Source organism: Akkermansiaceae bacterium, assembly GCA_019634595.1.
Taxonomy (GTDB): Bacteria; Verrucomicrobiota; Verrucomicrobiia; order Verrucomicrobiales; family Akkermansiaceae; genus Luteolibacter.
In genome coordinates this window covers 1-19,032 of the sequence record JAHCBC010000008.1, presented here as the reverse complement: position 1 = coordinate 19,032, position 19,032 = coordinate 1, and the positions used below count along the sequence as shown (strand labels likewise).

Annotated in this window: 17 protein-coding genes; 3 read left to right on the top strand and 14 right to left on the bottom strand. The window is 62.0% G+C overall.

Annotated features, from left to right (window positions below; genetic code table 11):
• Positions 1-34: 34 nt before the first annotated feature.
• The 10 genes from KF712_21540 to KF712_21495 form a co-directional block, all read right to left on the bottom strand.
• Positions 35-1,216 carry an inner membrane CreD family protein gene (locus KF712_21540; protein MBX3743584.1) on the bottom strand — a complete coding sequence of 394 codons (1,182 nt, stop codon included), beginning with the start codon at positions 1,214-1,216 and terminating at the stop codon, positions 35-37.
• 35 nt (positions 1,217-1,251) lie between these two features.
• A complete protein-coding gene (locus KF712_21535; GenBank protein MBX3743583.1) occupies positions 1,252-2,898 on the bottom strand; it encodes a hypothetical protein in 1,647 nt (548 codons plus the stop codon).
• A 57-nt stretch (positions 2,899-2,955) separates the two neighbouring features.
• Positions 2,956-4,878, bottom strand: a complete 1,923-nt coding sequence (locus KF712_21530; GenBank protein MBX3743582.1) for a glycosyltransferase — start codon at positions 4,876-4,878, stop codon at positions 2,956-2,958.
• A 123-nt stretch (positions 4,879-5,001) separates the two neighbouring features.
• Positions 5,002-5,832: a hypothetical protein gene (locus tag KF712_21525; protein ID MBX3743581.1), complete on the bottom strand. Its 831-nt coding sequence runs from the start codon at positions 5,830-5,832 to the stop codon at positions 5,002-5,004.
• Positions 5,833-6,268: 436 nt separating this feature from the next.
• The gene (locus KF712_21520; protein ID MBX3743580.1) at positions 6,269-7,120 is read right to left on the bottom strand and encodes a hypothetical protein; all 852 of its coding nucleotides are present in this window, start codon (positions 7,118-7,120) and stop codon (positions 6,269-6,271) included.
• A 7-nt stretch (positions 7,121-7,127) separates the two neighbouring features.
• Positions 7,128-8,045 (bottom strand): hypothetical protein, encoded by a 918-nt coding sequence (locus KF712_21515; protein ID MBX3743579.1) that lies wholly within the window; start codon positions 8,043-8,045, stop codon positions 7,128-7,130.
• A gap of 53 nt (positions 8,046-8,098) precedes the next feature.
• Positions 8,099-8,455 (bottom strand): dihydroneopterin aldolase, encoded by a 357-nt coding sequence (locus tag KF712_21510; GenBank protein ID MBX3743578.1) that lies wholly within the window; start codon positions 8,453-8,455, stop codon positions 8,099-8,101.
• Complete coding sequence (locus KF712_21505) at positions 8,452-9,489, bottom strand: NUDIX domain-containing protein (GenBank protein ID MBX3743577.1); 1,038 nt, start codon at positions 9,487-9,489, stop codon at positions 8,452-8,454. Before KF712_21505 ends, KF712_21510 begins: the two co-directional genes overlap by 4 nt.
• Positions 9,490-9,498: 9 nt before the next feature.
• The gene (locus KF712_21500; protein MBX3743576.1) at positions 9,499-9,897 is read right to left on the bottom strand and encodes a DUF721 domain-containing protein; all 399 of its coding nucleotides are present in this window, start codon (positions 9,895-9,897) and stop codon (positions 9,499-9,501) included.
• Positions 9,890-10,120: a ferredoxin gene (locus KF712_21495; protein ID MBX3743575.1), complete on the bottom strand. Its 231-nt coding sequence runs from the start codon at positions 10,118-10,120 to the stop codon at positions 9,890-9,892. Before KF712_21495 ends, KF712_21500 begins: the two co-directional genes overlap by 8 nt.
• A gap of 131 nt (positions 10,121-10,251) precedes the next feature.
• Between KF712_21495 and KF712_21490 the strand changes: the two genes are divergently transcribed.
• Both KF712_21490 and KF712_21485 read left to right on the top strand, forming a co-directional pair.
• Positions 10,252-11,340, top strand: coding sequence for a hypothetical protein (locus tag KF712_21490; GenBank protein ID MBX3743574.1), 1,089 nt, complete (start codon positions 10,252-10,254; stop codon positions 11,338-11,340).
• Positions 11,341-11,343: 3 nt separating this feature from the next.
• Entirely contained in the window at positions 11,344-12,171 is an 828-nt protein-coding gene (locus KF712_21485) for a heme-dependent peroxidase (GenBank protein ID MBX3743573.1), read from the top strand.
• A 47-nt stretch (positions 12,172-12,218) separates the two neighbouring features.
• Here the strand turns inward: KF712_21485 and KF712_21480 are convergent, their stop codons facing one another.
• Together KF712_21480 and KF712_21475 are read right to left on the bottom strand one after the other, a co-directional pair.
• Positions 12,219-13,472 (bottom strand): PDZ domain-containing protein, encoded by a 1,254-nt coding sequence (locus tag KF712_21480; GenBank protein MBX3743572.1) that lies wholly within the window; start codon positions 13,470-13,472, stop codon positions 12,219-12,221.
• Positions 13,473-13,490: 18 nt separating this feature from the next.
• Entirely contained in the window at positions 13,491-14,471 is a 981-nt protein-coding gene (locus tag KF712_21475; protein ID MBX3743571.1) for a trypsin-like peptidase domain-containing protein, read from the bottom strand.
• Positions 14,472-14,569: 98 nt separating this feature from the next.
• Here KF712_21475 and KF712_21470 point away from each other — a divergent pair, with 98 nt between their 5' ends.
• Complete coding sequence (locus KF712_21470; protein ID MBX3743570.1) at positions 14,570-16,942, top strand: transglycosylase domain-containing protein; 2,373 nt, start codon at positions 14,570-14,572, stop codon at positions 16,940-16,942.
• A gap of 21 nt (positions 16,943-16,963) precedes the next feature.
• Here the strand turns inward: KF712_21470 and KF712_21465 are convergent, their stop codons facing one another.
• Both KF712_21465 and KF712_21460 read right to left on the bottom strand, forming a co-directional pair.
• On the bottom strand, positions 16,964-17,845 hold the full coding sequence (locus tag KF712_21465) for a hypothetical protein (GenBank protein MBX3743569.1): 882 nt from the start codon (positions 17,843-17,845) through the stop codon (positions 16,964-16,966).
• A partial coding sequence (locus KF712_21460; GenBank protein MBX3743568.1) for a hypothetical protein occupies positions 17,842-19,032 on the bottom strand: 1,191 nt, incomplete at its 5' end. The genes KF712_21460 and KF712_21465, both read right to left, overlap by 4 nt.

Here is a 19,032-nt window from a genome sequence, read left to right as displayed (position 1 = left end):
AGCCATCACCCGTTTGCCAAGCGCCGAGGTTTTTTCATGCGGCACGCCCCTTTTCAAACGCCCTCCAGTCCACCTTGGCCGTCAATGCCATCAGCAAGGCCAGCGTCAGCACCGCGCAGACCGTCAGTGTGATGCCCGTCAGACCATCGAAGAAAAACGACAGGCTGAACAACACCAGGTAGCCGAGCTGGGCGGGCAGCGCGATCCTGAACAGGGTCCGTCCACCGACGGCCTTCAGGTAGCCGCACACCAGCATCACGGAGACAACCGTCGCGATCCCGAAAGCCGGTGGCAGCGGCAGCAGATCCACCAGATAGGCGAACAACAGGTGGAAGGCGAAGAAGCCCGCCGAGACGAAGAACACATGCACCGGGTGCAGCGGCACCCCTTTCAGCGCGGCGATCAGCAGCACCACCACCACGAACAGAAGCAGCGACACCGGCGCGAAAAAGGCGATCCTCGCCGCGACCGGACCAGCGTTGAGCAAGTTCGGCATGTCCATCCCGATGGAGGGCGCGCCGAGCACATCCGGATAGAGCCAGCGGAGTTCCCAGCCATCTCCGCTACGCGCCCTTTCCCCCGGAGATCCGGTGCCGACGGGAAAGTTGATCTCTTCGAAATCCGTCCTCATCACCAGGTCGAACCCCGTCACCCGCCGGTTGTCCGGAAAGCGGTAACTGAAGCTGTCCGCACCACGCGTGCCGTAGCCGGCCTGCAGCGTCACCGAGCCAAGCGCGGGCACCACCACCGCCCGCGCCATCCCGCCGGATGCCGCAGGAACCTGCTCCGCCGGAGAGGTTCCATCAAGCAGGAAGCGGAAGCCGTTCAGTCCGGCGGAGTGGTCCGGCAGCGGGAACGAAACATAGACCGTCTGCGGGATGCGCGTGGGATTGGTGAAAACATACTCCGCCCTGAAGTCCACCCGGTAGGTCCGGTGCCACACCAGACCACGGCGTTTCGGCTCCGACTTCAGGTCCACGGTGATCTTTGACGACGATGGCGGCAACATCGCCCGTCCGCCGGGCGCGTTGGGGGTTTCGAACCATGCCTCCGGGTGCTTCTGCACCAAGGCAGGCCCCCAGACACCGGCGACCTCCGCCGCCATGTCCGAAGAAGATTTCCGGGTGCGTTCAGAAAGAACGGAACCGAGTAAAAACCACGCGATGGCAGTGCAGGCGACGATGGCCACGGAAACGACGATGTGGATCAGTTTCATGTCAAAATGTATGGGTTGGAGGAGAATCGGAGAAATCAGAAGCCGGAGCTTTTGCGCGTGTAGAACACATGGGCTTCCGGACGCTCGTCACGGCACAGGTTTTTCCGGACCACCACCCGCGAAGGGGGATCATCCGCCGTTGGTTTCACCCGCGTGATATTGCCGGAAATCTCCGCTTGGTAGGCGGGCGGGAGATCGATCCTCCACTGCAGCGCGCGGATGAACATCGGCGTCTTTGGCAGTCCGATTGAGAAAGTGCCTTCCACCGGATCAAGCGCACCGATGCCACCGGTGAAGGAGCACTCGACCTTCGCCGGCCGGCCTTCCGCGGGAAGCGCGAGTTCCAGCTTTCCTCCCTCGATGCTCACGGGGGCGACCGGCCGGCCGTTCACGGAGCACTTCAACAGGGACAGTCCGGCGGGCGTGTCAAACAGGAGCGCCGCCGCCTCGCTGTGGGTCACGGTCATCACGCCCTCCAACAGCACCGATCCGTCCGGCTCCACCTTCACCGACCATGCCGCATCATCCATCGTGGCGTCGGACACCGCGGCGACCGGCAGCCGGGTGACCGCCAGCGTCACTTCCGCAACACCTTCGATCTCATGATAAGAAGCGCCCTTCAGCTCGCGTGACAATGTCTCCGGCAGGCCCCGCGGGGACATCGGCCCGGCCAATCCCTCCGCGGCGTAGGACAGTGCGGGCACCGCCGGGATGAAGTAACGGGCCAGCGTTTCCTCCGATCCGGGCGCAGCCGGAACCCGCAGCTTCCAACTGCGGTCCGACGGGCGGTAGGGCACCTCGTAGAACAACGTGATCTCACGCTCCAGCAGTCCGCGGGTTTTCCAATCAACCGCCAGCGTCTGCACCCGGTTGGCGCCACCCACCACCCTGTGCCCCGCAAGGTCATCACCCGTCACGCGCACCGCGCGGGAACCCGGCGGCAGGACGAGCGACGCCGCCACACCCGAACCCGCCACCGATGATGCCCGGGAGATCACGCGGTACGAGATCACGCTTTCTCCCGGCAGGACCAGTGCCTCGTGATGCCATGACCATTCGGAGGGTTCCGGAGGCTTCGTCGCCTCACGCATCTCTTCCTCTCCCAGGAACCTCACCTCGATTTCCCCATCCATCCCGATAAGCGGAACCGATTGGCCCGCGCCCAGCACTCTCACCGCTCCGCCGGATGACAGGCGCACGGAACGACCGTCACGGATCTCCCCGGCCCCGAAGGTCACCAAGGGACATCCGGCGGGCGAAAAAACGAAAGCCCCGCCATCCACCACGGGCAGAAGACGCGCCTTGATCCGCTGCCTGCCGGGCTTGTCGGAAAGAAGCTGGATCTCCCCGTCACGGACGATGACGTTCGCATCCGCCGGCTCGATCACCTCCATGCCCACCCCCGACTTCACCAACGGTACCGCGGCCTGTGCCCCACCGAAAGCCGCCACCTGGAACTCCGCCTCCAGCAGCGGTCCGTCATCCGCATCGATGAGCGTGTATTTCGCCGACAGGAGAACCGGCGGCGGCTCCTTGGCCTCCACCCGCAACGGCTCCTTGGCAAGAAGCCGCTTCAGCTCGGAGTAGGGGATCTTCACCTCCGCCCCATCCAGTCCCGGCGTGTCTTCCGGAGCGGCGGATGCCAGCAGGGGAACCAACAGCAGTGCGATGCGTTTCAACATGCGGCTGTCATCGCAGCCGAATGTGAAACGAAGATGAAGGTGCGGTGAAATCTCCGCTTACGCGACGGCAGCGGCGACCACGCCTGCTTCGGCGACCTCATCGCACTCCTGGAAAAAGTCCGCGTACTTCACCAGTTCCATGCGTCCGTCGTGGTGTTCGATGATGGCCGTGAGGCTTTCCACCCAGTCACCGGAGTTGAGGTAGTGGATGTCCCCCACCTGCTTGTCCTCGGGCGTGTGGATGTGGCCGCAGATGATGCCCTCGCACCGCTTGTGGCGGGCCAGCTCCTGGAGCAGTTCCTCATACTTGTCCACGAAGCTGACTGCGGACTTCACCTTCGCCTTCACCCGCTTGCTGAGGGAGAAATACTCCTTCCCCCGCCAGGAGCGCCACTTGTTATAGACGCGGTTGACCTTCAGCAGCGTGTCATAACCCACCGCACCGATGGAGGCGAGCCACTTGTGCTTCGTCGAAACGCTGTCGAAACCATCGCCGTGGACGACCAGGTATCGCTTGCCGGTGGGTGAAACGTGGATGTGTTCCTTCGCCACCTTGAGACGGCCGAAGGCGAGCGGCAGGAAGCGCTCCAGAATGTCATCGTGGTTCCCCCGGAGATAAACCACCTCGGTATGATCCTTCTCCATCATCTTGAGGATCTTCCGGATCACCCGGCTGTGTCTTCCCCTCCAGCGGCCACCGCGGCGCAGCGCCCAGCCGTCGATGATGTCGCCGTTGAGCACCAGCTTCGAGCACTGGATGTGCTTCAGAAAATGGACGACCTCCACCGCCTTCGAGTCCGCCATGCCAAGGTGGATGTCGGAGAGAAAAAGCGTGCGGCAGGATAGCTTGCGGCGCTTCACCCGCATGGGGTCCGCGGCGCGGCCGGTCGCGGCGATGCGCTGCATGCGTTCATCGAACTCGCGGACCACCTCGCTCCAGCCGAGCCTGCCGGAGGTCTCCCTGGCGGCGGATCTCATTTCCGGAGATTGCGCCAGCGCCTCCACCGCCAGGCGGATGAATCCTTCACCGTCGCCACGCTCGGTTTTCAGCCCATTCACGCCGCCCATCACGTAGCGCTCGGAGGCGGCATAGTCGTAGCTCACCGTCACCAGCCCGCTCGCCATGCCTTCCAGCAGGACGTTGCCGAAGGTTTCCGTCTCACTGGGGAAAAGCAGCACATCCGCCGAGGCATAGTGCGCCGCCAGATCCTCACCCGTCCTCACCCCGGCGAAGTGGACCCATGGATGGCTTTCCTCCAGCTTCGCGCGCACCGGGCCATCCCCCACCACCACGCAGCGCAGATCCGGCACGGTCTGGCACATGCGCTCGAACGCCTTCATCGCCAGTTCCAGGTTCTTCTCCGCAGCGACCCGTCCGACGACGATGGCGACCGGAACCCCCATCCGCGCGCCCCATGAGGCACGCAGGGCTTCGCACCGCTTTTCAGGGGCGAACAGGACGGAATCCACGCCCCGGCCCAGCAGATGCACCTCGCGGAAACCTTCCTCACGCAGGCGGGCCACCAGTTCCGGAGACGGAGCCAGCGTGCAGTCCGCGGCGGAGTGGAAGCGCTTCAACCACGCCTTTGCGGCAGGTTCCAGCCCACCCAGCCGGTATTGTTCCAGATACTCGTGGAAATTCGTGTGGAAGCCGGTGGCGACCGGGATGCCCAGCGTCTTCGCCGCCTTCACCGCGGACCTGCCAAGCGGGCTTTCCGTCGCCACATACACGGCATCCGGCCGTTTCTTCAGCCAGCGCTTCCGCAGCCGGAATGGCCCGGGAAGACCCACGCGGACCTCCTTGTATCCCGGAAGCGGGATCGATGCGGCGACCGTCTCCCGGTTGCCGCTCCCCTCACCCGTGCGGATGATGTGGACCCGGTGCCCCCGCTCGCGGAGGCCATCGGTGATCCGTCCCAGCGTCATGGCGACGCCATTCACATCCGGCAGAAAGGTATCCGTTACGATGTCGATTCTCATGGTCGGTCCGGGAATCAAATCCATTCCCGCTGTGACAAAAACATCATCCGGGCAGCCTCCGCGCTGCTTTTCATGTTCCGATTCCGTCACAATCACCACCGGAGCATCCTCCGTGACAAACCATCACTGCCCCTCCGTCGGCATCAATGTCATCCCTCCAACCAGTTCTTTCCACTTCGGGAAGATCTTCTCCGCAGGATAAGTCCCGTCCCCATTCCTCGGAATGTCCGTTCGGGTGAGACCCACATCCTCCCGGTATCCGTCAAACATTCTGGTCCGCATGCCGCCGTCATCTGTTCCTTCCAGCGTCAGCCTCACGTCCGGCATCCTGGGATTCATGTAGAGCGTCCCCCAACTGATCCCTTCCAGCACCACTTTTGAGATCCCCGGTGGCAGCGCCTGTTCCAGCCCGGCTTTCGCCTTTTCCGCCACACCTTTGGACACCCCCGTCATCGCGCTGCGGTCCAGGGTGATCATGTCCGGCACCGTCGCCGCCTTTTTCACCGTGATCATCCGCCGCTCCGCCTGGTGCAGTTCCTGGCGCGCCTGCTTCATCACCGCCATCGCATCCCGACGCTCCGCCTCGCCCGCGCCCAGCATCCGCAGGGCCACTTCGAAGTTCGTCCCATCCTGCCCTTCCACGCCCATCATCATCGTATCCAGGTCTCCGCGCAAATAGGTCGCCGCCACCATCTCCTCCAGATGCTTCTTCGGCACCTCCGCCGTCGCGGCCTTCAACTTCCGGTCATCCGTCTGGCGCTCGCGCCGCACCCGCATCCGCGGTGCCGTGGCATCCTCCGCCACCTCGATGCGCGTGCCACTTCCCGCACGCGTTCTGTTTTCCGCGCCACCACCAGCAACCGCAGCCTCCGGCACATCCACGCTCCACCGGCCCGCGAGGAACGCTCCGGCCAGCAACACCGCCACCACCGCAACGCCCTGCCAACGCATCATCCCACACTCCACCAAGATCCGTCCCCATCTGTCAAACTCCCCGTTTGATCCCCATGATGGAACAACAACGGAACAACCCCTGCTCGCAGGAAATCCCGCCACCACCTACCATGGCCACAGTACCGCTGCGGCCTGGGGAGAACATCCCGCATGCCCCGGCGGGCCGGCCCGTGGACACAGACGCCGCGGGGAATCCGGCCGAGATCCATCTACCCCCGCCTCGACAACATCATGGGGGACAACCGAGTGGCAGGGGCTAGGTCCGTGCGCCACCCTAAACAAGGCACGGAGGGTCACCCCCTTCCCATAACCCCGTTCCGGAGAAAGAACACCACGCGGTCCGCCGCCGTTTTTTTTCTCCCAATGGGGGGAGGGGGGGTATTGCCCTGTTCTCCCTTTTTCCGGGAACTCCATCGCAGGAAATGCCCGATCCTCATCAACGCTCACCGGGACGGAGCAACTTTCCGCCCACCCTCATCTGGTATTCAGCATCCGCCAGTTTCCGGGTCTCTTCGCTGGCAAGCCTGTAGCTCTTCGCCTTGAAATGACCCTCGAGGCTGTAGTTGATCATCAGATCAAAGGTTCGCTGGTTGAACAGCTCACCGGGCGCACCTGCCTCCGCCACGCGTGCTTCCAGTTTCTCATAAAGCTGGAGGTGGATGGAATCGATCGCGCCCCGTGCCGTCTCCACATCTCCAAGGAGAGGCCCCGGATCGATCCCCTCGGAGATCAACTGTTTGGCGAGATTTCTGCGGGCCAATGCATCCTGAGGATCGGTGATGGCGGTCAAATCCTTCTCTTTCCACTGGTAGGTGGTCGCAAGCATGTGGGTGATGGAATGCATCCCATTGAAGAGCGAACGCCGTGCTGTCTTCTCCGCAGCATCCTGACCTTTCTCCACCCATGCATTGATCCCCTCCGTGATCGGACCGAGTGCCCTATTGTCCTTCTGATAGGCTTCGTGCAATCCGAGCACCTTTCCGAGTTCGGGATTTGATTGTGCCTCTTTCTTCAGTGCCTCTTCATAGAGTTGCTTGTACTCCGCGGAGGAAAGGGGATTCGCGGGGTCGAAGAGATCGCGCTTGGAAGAAGATACCGGGGCACGGCGATCCGGCGGGACGACCAGCGGGGAAGTGGAAGCCTGCCCACCTTTTTCCGTCCCTCCGCTTCCATGTCCAAGTTGCCGGACGGCGAAGAACGAGCCGGAGCCCGCGATGACTGAAACAACCGCCACGACGCCAACGAGCCACCCGAAGCGGGAGAAAGATGATGATGAGGGCTGGTTCATGGTTTCATCATGGGGATCCGCCCCGCATCCGCTCTTCGGCCTCCTTCCGGTAGGCGGCTATCTCCTGATGTGCCGTCTTTTCGAGCGCTTTTGTTTCCGTACTCACCTCTTTCAGGATTTCGGCGTACAAGAGTCCGTAGTGATGGCTGTTGGCCATCAGCCTCAGGTTTGTTTCGTTGAAAAGATCCCGCGGAGTCCCACTGGCGGCCACCGCATTGTGGAATTTTTCCAGCAACTGCCGCTCTATCACCTCGATCGCCGCCCGCGCCTCCGCAGGCTCACCCAAGAGTCCGCGGGGGTCGATGTCATGGTCCACCAGGTCCTTCGCCAGATTCCGCCGGACCTGTATGTCATCCGGATCCATGAATGAGCGGAATCTTTCATCCTGCCACCAGGATATCTTCCACAGCAGGTCAGCGGTATCATCCACGACGAAAAACATCCCGTTGCGTGCGGTTTTCTCCTGAATGCCTTCCGCGGCCATCTCCCAATCGCGCAGGCTACGGCGGAAGTCGCCATACGCCTTGGAATCTCCACTCAGACTCTCCCTCAGGTCCAGAATAGCGCGCAGCTTGGGATTGCTCTCCGCTTCCCGATGCACGGCGTCCCAAAAAGGCTGCCATGCCTCCGCGCGGAATTTCTCATCTTCCGCCGCGAATTTTGCGATCTCCTCCCGGGACAGCGGCTTTCTTCCCGGCGGCTTTGCAGGACGTTCCCCCGTCTTCCATTTACCTTGGGGTTCCGCACCGCCTTCCGGAACTTCCCCGCCGGATGATTTTTGCGGGGCTTCCGCCAGCGATGGAATGACCTTCACAGCGGCGGCGGAGCCAAACCATCCGAGTGATGAACCGACCAGCACGACCGCCGCCAGTATCCCGACCATCCGCCCGTGCGACATCCATCCAGAGGTGGAGTGGTTGGACATCGATCACGCCTATATCAGATCCGGCGCTGCGGTGACAAGAAATTTGGGCAAGCTCACCTCCCCCGCTCAACATGCACCGCGACGCACTCCGTGTTGGGGAGGATATGCTTTTCAATGCTGACCGCCACACGTTCCAAAGGATGATGTGTCAGAAGGTGTTCCGCGACCTCCACCGCGAGCGTCTCGATCAGGCGGCGCGGTTTCTCCGCGGCGAGCGCCTCGATCTCCAATGACACGGCGTAGTAGTCGGTGGTCCGGGAAATATCGTCTGCCAGGTCATCGAAGCTGCGGCTGGGCGTCATCCGGATGGTGAGCAGGAGGGTCTGCGCCTCCGCCCGTTCCTCATCCGGCACACCGATGTGGGCGGAAACCTTGAGGCGGCGGATCTCGATCTGGTCGGGCTGGGTCATGGCAGCAGGTTCTTGGAAAGGATTTCCTGGAGCAGGAGGCGCGTGGGTTCGTTCAGATCCAGTCCGAAGGCCTCCGCCGGGGAAACCCAGCGGTATTCCTGGGCCTCATCGTTGAGGGTGACGTCCGTGCCGGATGCCCGTGCGACGTAGTTCAGCAGGATGAAATGCTCCGGCCGCATGAACTCGGGCGAGTCGATGCAGTCCTGCACCATGACGAAGCGGATGTCCGAAATTTCCAATCCGGTCTCCTCCCTCAACTCACGCCGGAGGGCATCCTCGGATGGCTCACCCCGCTCGATCTTCCCGCCGGGGATGCCCCAGCGGTTCCCCCACTTGTGGGTGCGGATCATGAGCACCTTTCCGGCACCGTCATGGACCAGCGCGCCGACGGTGGAGACGGGACGGGAGGATTTCCGCTTCGACAGGACACCCCGCAGCACGCCCAGATCCGGCACGGTGAGGTCCGGGCGGACGGCGGCGAGCACCTCCGGATGATTGTAGCCGGTGAGCACGGCGATGGAGGCGATGCCCGCGTGCCGGGCCGTCTCCACATCATGGATCATGTCCCCGACGAAGGCGGTTTCCTCCGGGGCGAGGCCGTGGGTTTCCAGAATGCGGTGGATCAACTGGCGCTTGTCCAGCACGCCGGCGTAGGTCGCCTCGAAGTGGCCTTTCAGGCCGAACTCATCCAACTGCCGGGCGAAGGCGACGGCATCCATGGAGGTGAGGACGAAGGTGCGGATGCCCAGCTCCCGGCACCAGTCGAGCTTCTCCCGGGCGTGCGGAAGGACGAAGACCGTGGACGTCGCCCCGTCGAAGGCCGGGCGGAAATGTTCCTCCAGCTCCTCCAGGGCGATGCCGGGCAGCAGCTCGTCATAGAACTCCCGGTAGGGCAGGCGGAACCGCCGCCGGAACTCCTCCCGGTCCATGGGACCGATGCCGTATTTCCCGAGGACGAAATTAGTGGCCTCTATAACCGGGCCGAGGTCGTCCACGATGGTGCCGGACCAGTCGAAAATGAGATTGCGGAACATGGGATCGGTTCAGCCCAGAGTGAATTTGACGGATTTGATCCGCTCCGCACCGAGCTGCTCGCGGATGCGGGTGAGCAGCATGGGCTTCATCTGCTCCAGATGGAAGCGCATCGCGGGCTGGGTCACCCGCAGGACCAGATGGCCGTCCTTGACCGATACCGGCTCCGCGTGGCGTGAAATGAAATCACCGGCGAGCTCCTTCCAGGCGCTCCGGACCTGGTCTTCATGGAGGCCGTCATGGGTGCCGGTGGCCCGGAGGACGGCATCCACCCACTTCGAGGCCAGGTGGATCCCGGCGGTGAGGTCGTCCGCCTCATCCCCGCCGCGCCATTCGCGCAGGATTTCCTCGCGGATGGCCGCGTGCCGCGCTGTATCTCCACTCCCCCGCTTTCTGGGGGGTCTAGCCATTGTCACCGATGGCTTCGACCGGGCAGCCTTCCATGGCCTCCACGCACTGGGATTCCTCCTCTTCGTTCTCCGGCTGCTTGTAGACGAAGGAATACCCCTCGTCATCCGCACGGGTGAAGTTGTTCGGTGCGGTTTCCCGGCACAGATCGCAGTCGATGCACTGGCTGTCCACGTAGAACTTGCCGGATACGTTCTCCACATTCTTGTCTTCGATGTCCGCCATGAGGTTCAACAGATTGCTGTGCTCTGGATGCAGGCGGCGGGCCAGCCTTGCAACTGGAAATTTACAATTTCCGGCCCCTGCCTTTCTCTCTGGCTATCCATCCGGCCAGTCCATAACTTCCCCCCGCACCCATGAAACCCGAGCCCGACCCCCAATCCGACGGCAAACGCTCCAAACCGCGCCGCGGTTTCATCAAGGAGAACCGTGCCGAAGACGCCCTGGAAAAGGATCTCTGGGATCTGGACGAACCCGCCCCCGCAGCAACCTCCGAGCCGGACGCTCCGGAGGTGGAGGAACCCTCCGCCGGGGAGACAGGAAAGAACCAGGAAGGCCGCACCACGCTTCCCATCACCCCCCGCAGCACCCGCCGGGATCTGGTTTTCAAGCAATCCCCGCCGAAAAAACGGCCACAACCCCAGGCCCCGGCAGACGGGGGCGACGACGGGCTTTCCGACCGGACCACCACTGCCACAGCTCCCGACGAGGCTTTCGCCGATTTGGAAAAATCCGCCACTGGGAATGCAGGAACCCAGGATGCGCCGGACTCCACCGAAGGAACAACCCCACCCGGAAGCGGGACAGAGACCCCGGGGGACGCGGATGCCGAAGCGTCCACCACCAAGCCCGGACCGGTGGAGGACGAGGAAGCCCCAAGCCCGGCGGCACCCGTCTCCAACGCGGTGAAGGAGCTTTCCAGGAGCCTCTCAAAGGTGGAGCGGATGGGTTTGGCCGGATTCCTTGCCCTGGTGTTGGGCGGCCTTCTCTTTTTCCTGGCCTACTCGGTGAACAAGATCCCCGAAGATCCGAAGCCCCTCACGCCGGGGGATCTGCCCATCGCCGGAAAGATCATCTCCGCCGACAAAATCAGCAGCTATTGGCGTGAACCGGACATCTCAGGCGGGGAAACGGTCCGGCGCGGCACCTTGTTGCTGCCGGTGGTGGAGCTGGGCGTCTCCGGCGGGCCTGGCGCCGTCCGCGTCCTTTTCCGCGACTCCGATGGCGCGATCGTGGGCGATGGGGTGACGCGCCCCGTGAACGGAAAGGGAACCGTGACCATCGTGGCCACCGCCGGCTTTGATGACCAGGGGATGTTCGCCGCCTACCGCACGGGCGAAACCAAACCATGGAAGATTGAAGTTCTCGAAGGAACTTCCGAAAATGCCTCCGGCAACGAATTCAAGAAGATCTTCGAAATCCCCATTTCAACCCAACGACGCTGAATCATGTCCTCGAAGGAAATCACCCCGATCGTGCCGCGCGAAGGCTGGCACGTCATGCACCTGTTCTACCACGTTGACCATGCCCAGTGGTCGCTTTTCAGCGATGAGGAGAAGCGCCAGGCGAAGACCCGCCTGACCGAACTGGTCCAGGAAATCCGCGCCACCCCGGACACCCACCTGTTGATCTTCTCCGTGGCGACACCGAAGGCGGATCTCGGCTTCATGCTGCTGACCCCGGACCTCCAGGTGGCGAATGCCTATGAAAAGCAACTCACGCTTTCCCTGGGACCGGAGATCCTGACCCCGGCCTATTCCTACCTTTCCCAGACGGAAAGCTCCGAATACACCACCACCCGCGAGCAATACGCCGCGGAAACGCTGGTCGCCGAAAAGGGCCTCACGGAAGGAAGCGAGGAGTTCGAAAAGGCACTCAAGGAGTTCGACGAGCGGATGGCCCACTACCTGAAACACCGGCTCTACCCGGTGCTGCCTGACTGGCCGGTGATCTGCTTCTACCCGATGTCCAAGCGCCGCACCGGCAACGACAACTGGTACTCCCTGGACTACGATGCACGCCGCGAACTGATGAGCGGCCACGCCCGCGTGGGCCGCACGTATTCCGGCCGGATCCTCCAGCTCATCACCGGCTCAACCGGCCTGGATGAATATGAATGGGGTGTCACCCTGCTGGCGAAGGACACCATCGACGTGAAGGCGATCGTGTACGAAATGCGCTTTGACGAAGTGTCCGCCCGGTATGCCGAGTTCGGGGACTTCTACATCGGCATGCAGCTCCCGCTGGACGTGCTGTTCCGCCGGATCTGCCTCTGATCCCGGGAACCGGAAAGCGGCGGCCTGCCACGGCCGCCGTTTTTGTTTCATTCCCCTCTCTCCAGTGCCTCCAGCTCCGACTGGATGCGCTCCGCGAGCTTGCCCATGTCACTTTGGTGACGCTGCATTTTCTGGAACTCATCCGGCTCCACGATCCTGGCACGTGGGGCGCCCTGGGCCTCACGCGCCCGCAGGGCGAGCTGCTGCTCCCGCTCCTCGTTGCGTTCGGTGGCGGCGAGCGCGGGATCCGTGGAGGCCTGCTTCAACAAGACCTCGATCGCCGCGGCGGGCATGACGTAGGAACGGGTGCGCCCGGAGCGTGACATGGTGATGCCCACCACTTCCCCCTTGAGGTTGGCCACCGGACCACCGGCCTGTTCCGGCTCGATGACCATGTCCGTCTCGACCACGCTGGAAAATTCATCCCGCACCTCATTGAGGCGGCTGCCCATCCGCTCCATCTGCATGAGCCTGCCCTCCGCGAACTGCTGCATTTCCGGACGGCTGCCGAGGATGACCTTGACGTTTTCCTCACGGTTTCCCTTGCGGATGGTGAGTTCGACCTCGGTGCCCGGCTTCGCTCCCCAGAGGGCGTTCTGGAGTTCGCTGAAGCCGGAAATCTCCCGGTCACCCACTTTCAGAATCACATCTCCGGCCTTGAGGCCCGCCGCACCCGCTCCGGAGCCTTCGGTCACACCACCGATCTTCACGCCGGTGCCGCTGTGATTGACATCCCCGGTAACCCCCAAAAAGCCACGGCTCTCCGTGCGGAGATTCCGCTCCAGCACACTGACCACCCCGTAGCCGGCCGGACGGCCGTCCGGCTGGGCGGCGACGAGGAAGCCGCCGAGATCCAGGGGAGCTGCGGTCCACTTCACCGGGGTGAGCGGGGCACCCTCGATGGTGAGGATGGCGAGGTCCTCCTCCTTGTACACGCCGGTGATTTTAACAGGACGGACCTCCCGGTTCCCGTCCTCCACGCGAAAGTCGTCCACCGCCTTCATGACCTGGCTCCATTTCGTGAGGATCTTCGTGCCATCCCCGATCACGGTGCCATACGCGGCCCTGACCTCACGGCGCGGCCCCTTGTACCAGATGCGGACGGTTGATCTGGAGGCGGCGGAAAGGGCGGGGCCAACCGCCTTGGCGAATTCCTCGCGCTGCTGTTCCACGGTCTTCCGCTCGGCGGGGGTGAGCAGGGGGATATCAACCTCCTCCCGCTGTTGCCGCTGGCCCGGGAACTGGGCGGGCAACAGCCCTGGCACCAGGAGGAGGGACAAAAGCAGGGGAAGTGGTTTCATTTTCGGAAACGGTTTCATTTATTTCTTCGTCAGCGACTCCAGCGTCACAAGTTCGGCCTCCAGTTCGAGGGTCCTGTCATCCCGGATGACGCCGACCTTCACCTTGTCCCCCGCCTGCCGTTTGATGAGGTTTTCCTCAAGATCCGAGCGGTCGCGGATCTCGGTCCCATCGATGGAGACGATGACATCATAGCGTTTGAGCCCCGCCTTGGCGGCCGGGCCATCCTGGCTCACGCTGGAGACACCGACGCCCCGCCCCCTGGTTTCCGCCGTCCTGATGCCCAGCACCGGACGCTCCTGGTTCATCAGCGGGTTCATCTGGAGTTCCCCCCACGACTCACCGGCCAGCAGCCGTTCCCAGTCCGCCTTGAATCCGTCGATCCCGGCATGGTTGTTGTTCTGGAGCGAAACACCGATGGAGGAATTGATCCCGACCACGCGGCCCTCCAGATCATAAAGCGGCCCGCCGGAGTCACCGCCGATGAGCTTGCAATCCGTCGTCAGGAAATTCCCCGGCCCCTTTGACATCACCCGCCCGAAGCGGATGGGTGGGGTGCGCGCGGCATCGTAGCCGGCGGCATGCCCCATCGCCACGACCCAATCCCCGGCCTCAAGGCTTTTGGAAACCCCTTGCTCCATGTGCGGCCACGGGCCTTTCTCCAGGATCTGGACCATGCCGATGTCCTTCGAATAGTTGGCACCCAGCACCTTGCCCTCCGTCTGCCTGCCATTCGGAAAGACGACGCTGATTTCCTTCGCCCCCTGGATGACGTGGGCGGCGGTCAGGATCAGGCCGTCCTCGCTGACGATCACACCGGAACCGGACGAGCCGAGCTTGTCGGAAACCAGGGCCACCGTCGCCGGCATCGCCTTGATGGCGACATCGGAAACCTTCCGCTCCAGATTCATCAGGTCTTCAATGTTCCGGGCAGGCTCCCGGGCTGCCAGCCATGCCAGCGACCATCCCAGAACCAGGGTGAATACGAGGGGCGTCTTCATCGTTTTAATAGTTCAACAGCGGCGCGAAACGAATGTTTCGTCTCTCCCGCAATCTGAGGTGGAACCTTGTTCCATGACGCGCTAATCTTCACATGCCGATGCCAAAACGCAACCCGTCTGATTCGAACCGTCGCCGCAGCTCGCCGGGATTGCTCTCGCTGTTGATCTTCTGGCCTTTCCACCTGTTCAACGCGCTGACGCGGCCCTTCGGAACCCCCGTGCGGCTCCTGTCCCGGATGGTGGGGTATCCGCTGGTCGCCGGACTCTACGGCCTGGGCGTGCTGGCGGTGGTCTATGGCTTCCGCGCCTCCCGCTATGATCTTTCCAGACTGCATGCGATGCCGGAACGCTCGATCATCCTCGACCGCCAGGGTCAGGAAATCGGGCGGATCCACGGAGAAAAGCGCTCGATCGTCCCGCTGAAGCAGGTTTCGGAGGATTTCCGCAAGGCGATCCTCGCCCGGGAGGACGAGCGGTTCCACAAGCACGGCGCGATCGACCTCATCGGCATCGGCCGGGCGGTCATCATGAACCTGCAGGGCAAGCGGCAGGGCGCATCCACCATCACCCAGCAGCTTTCCTCCGACATCTTCCAACTGAAGCGGGGCGAAAACGGCGACCGGATCAAACAACTGGACCGGAAGTTCCTCGAGATCGGCATCGCCTTCCGCATCGAAAAGCGGATGAAAAAAGACGAGATCCTGGAAGCCTACATCAACCAGATCAACTGGGGGCGGCAGATCAAGGGCATCGGCGAGGCCTCCCGGATCTACTTCGAGAAGCACCCGTCGCAACTGACCCTGTCGGAATCCGCGCTGCTGGCAGGCATCGTCCGGGGGCCGGATGCCTACAATCCTTTCAAAAACATGGAAGCATCCCGGCGGGAGCGGGACACCACGCTGGACCGGATGGTGGCGGCGAAGGCGATCACCCGCGAACAGGCGGACACCGCCAAGAAGGACGAAATCTCCGTGCGCCCGATGTGGCGCCGGGAACATGAGGAATCCTACGCCATGGATGCCATCCGGAATGACCTGGAGATCATTCTGGAGAAGGAAAACATCGAGCTGGGGGGCCTGACCATCGTCACCACCATCGACATGCGCATCCAGCAGCGGGGTGAGGAGGCGCTGGACAAGAAACTGCGCGAGGTGGAGCGCTACTCCGGCTACCCGCACCGCACCCGCGGCGCGTGGCGCGACCTGCCGGAGGACAAGCGGCTGGGCAAGGAGCCGGACTACATCCAGGGCGCGGCGGTGGTGGTGGAGAACCGCACCGGGGCGATCCTGGCCGTGGTGGGCGGACGGGATGCGGATGAATCCCGCTACAACCGGGCGACGCAGGCGCTCCGCCAGATCGGCTCGCTTTTCAAACCCTTCGTCTATCTGGCCGCCTTCGACGAGGGCCTGCGGCCGGACACCCGCATCAGCGACGGACCGCTGCTACCCGGAGAGATCAAGGGCGGGGGCAACTGGCGTCCCGCGAACTCCGACGGGAAATTCGGCGGCATGGAGCCGGTTTCCTACGGCCTGATCCGCTCCCGGAACACCATGTCCATCCGCGTGGGGAACTACGCGGGCATCGGCAAGGTGAAGGAATTCAGCCGCATGGTGGGCTTCAGCACGCCGATGCCGGAGAACCCCGCCTCCTTCCTGGGCGCGTGGGAAGCCACCCCACGCCAGATCGCCAGTGCCTACACCATTTTCCCGAATGACGGCGTGCGCTACCGCACCTACCTGATCTCCGAGATCAAGGACAAGGAAGGCAACGTCCTCTACCCGAATCAGCCGCTCTCCTACCAGGCCGCGTCCTCCGGCTCCGCGTGGTCCATTTCGAAGATCCTCAACCAGGTGACCTCCACCGGCACCGCCGCCTCCGTCAAGAAGCTGGGCTTTGACAAACCCTGCGGCGGCAAGACGGGAACGACGAACGACTTCAAGGACGCCTGGTTCGCCGGATACACCTCCTCCCTCACCTGCGCGGTGTGGGTCGGCTTCGACCAGCCGAAAAAGACCATCCAGGGTGGCTACGGCGGCACCCTCGCCCTGCCGGTATGGGTGGACATCATGAAGACCGCGGACCGGCTGGGCTACAAGGCGGGCAACCTCACCACCAAGGTCAATCTGGTCGATTGCCGCCTGTGCCGGCTTTCCAGCAAACGCGCCACCGCCGGCTGCGAGGAAGCGGGCACCGCCTACAACGACTCCGTGCCCGCCGACATCGCCCTGCCCCGCGAAGACCTCTGCCCCATCCACCCAGCGCGGGCGCAGATCGTGCGCGAGGAAGATCTCAACGAGCCGCCCGCCGCCCCGCGTGCCAGGCCGGTACAGGATTCCCCCTCACCCCGCCCCGCGCAGCGCGAGGAACCACCCCGCCGCGCCGTCCCCGTCCAGGAAGAGCCCCGCATCCGCAGGGCACTGCCCGTGGAAGAGGAGCGTCCCGCCCTCCGGGCCGTGCCGGTTGAGGAGTGAGCGGGAAAAGGATTGTGGAAATCAGGCTTGGGTGCGTTTCATCCTGAGATACGCCACCAGCGCGGCGATGAGCGCCCCCCCGGCGGCAATCCATGGCCACAGGGGCTTTTCGCTGGCGGATTTCGTTGCTTCGCCATCCGGAGTGGAAGCGTCATTGGATGATTCGCCGGTTCTTCCGGTTGAGGTGGCTTGTTTCCTTCCAGCGTGCTTCTTGATGCGTTCCACGGACCGTACGATGTCATCGGCAATATCTGCCTTGCCTTTTTCGCGAAGTTTTTCGGAAAGTATTGTGGCCGCTTCGATGTGATTTGGATTACCATATTCCTGAAGCGCGGAAACAACGTGGTCCGTCGACTTGCTTTCCGTTAGATTAATACGCTGGTCGGCTGGTGAAATCATGAAATCAAGGATAGACTGGAGGATTTCAGGTGAACCAGATTCGAGGGCACCGGGTATGAACCCTGCTAGCCCGGCACGGATCAACGGATAGTCGGATTTACCTTGTGCTGCATAGCGGCTATATCTTTCTTCCGCATCTTGAATGCACGCACTCAGCAGTGGTGGAAGGGCGGCGACGATCCTAGCGTCCTTTGCTTTGCCCCTGAAACGTGCCGCCTCAAAGGCCAAAAATGATCGATTGATTCCGTAATCTTGTGGTTTTCTCATCATTCGCGCGAAGGTCTCTTCCCAATCGCGTTTATCTTCCTTCAGCAAATTTTCATTGGTGCGGTCGTAAACATCTCTTAGTCCGCCGGAGCTTGATCGGGCGATTATAAACTCTTCCACTTGGCGGGAGAACTCATTGGGATCTTCCGATTCAGGATAAATCGTTGCCGAATAGACACCGGATGAGATAACCGAGGTGTATATCAGCAGGAATTGAAAAATACGGAACACTTTCATTTATTTAAATCATCTAAGGTTTTTTTGATCTTCTTTTCCTGTTCGATGGTAAGTCGCTTCGGCCCATCCAGCGCATCAACCGGATCGGGGTTTTCTTTCATCAGATTCTGCCGAATCTTGTATAAAGGAAGATTCGTCCCTCCGTATTCGCCGCCGTAGTGACCATCATTGGTGAGCAAGTGACCCAATTCATGACCTAAAGTATATTTTCTAGGATTTCCCGGATCCTGTGGATTCTCAATGATATGCTCAGCTGATAGGACCGCCCTATTCGTGTATGGCTGGTCGATTGGAGCGGTGTATTTTTTGGTGAATGCACGACCGGCGACATCACCTCCAGTTATTCTGTTCACGACAAAAAGAGTGAACGTCCGCAGACCGACACCTTCCGTTGAATCCGCCAATGCAACGACATCCTTCATATTCTGGTGAATAAGATTACCTCCGCCGTAATGATTATTTGCCACGCCATCGTCATGATGAAAATCATCTTCATTTATCGTGGTCGGTGCGGGTATCGATTTCGTATCAACATCCAGATGGATTCCAGACTGAGCAAATCGTTCTTTGGCGACCTTGATAAATTCGGTGAATTCTCCCTGATAGGCACTCGCCGTCCCGACGAAAATCACCCTCACTTCGGCGATCCTTTGCGGCTTTACCCGCACTTTCATGCTGAGCGGATATCTAACCGATCCGATCTTGACCTCGCTGATCTCCACATCCCCATACGGCATGATCCGGTGGGTCCGGTCACCCGGTTGTTCGTCCTGAACGTCCGCGTTGTCGTCCACCTCGTCGGACACCAACAACTGCGATTGCGATTCCTGCTGGAACGGATTCGCCGTCAGCGGGATCTCCGTCACCGGATCGTTGTATCCCAGTCCTAAGTTCCCCGATGTCCCAAGCTTCGCCGTGACCGGCTTCCCTCCCAATCTCGACGGGATCCGGACATGGAACCGATGCGGATCGGCGTCGATGTCTAGGACCCCATTCTCGTCTAGCGAATCTTCCATCTTCGCCACCTTCAATTCCTCCGCACCGAACAGGCGGTCGAAGATCTCCTCCTCATTGTGGTTCAACGCGGGAGTCACCACCTCCACCGGAACTAGCAGCGCGTTGGACGTCGCCCCTTCATCACCGATCCAGATCAGCCCGGACGCGGTGATCTTCTTCGGTTCCATAGT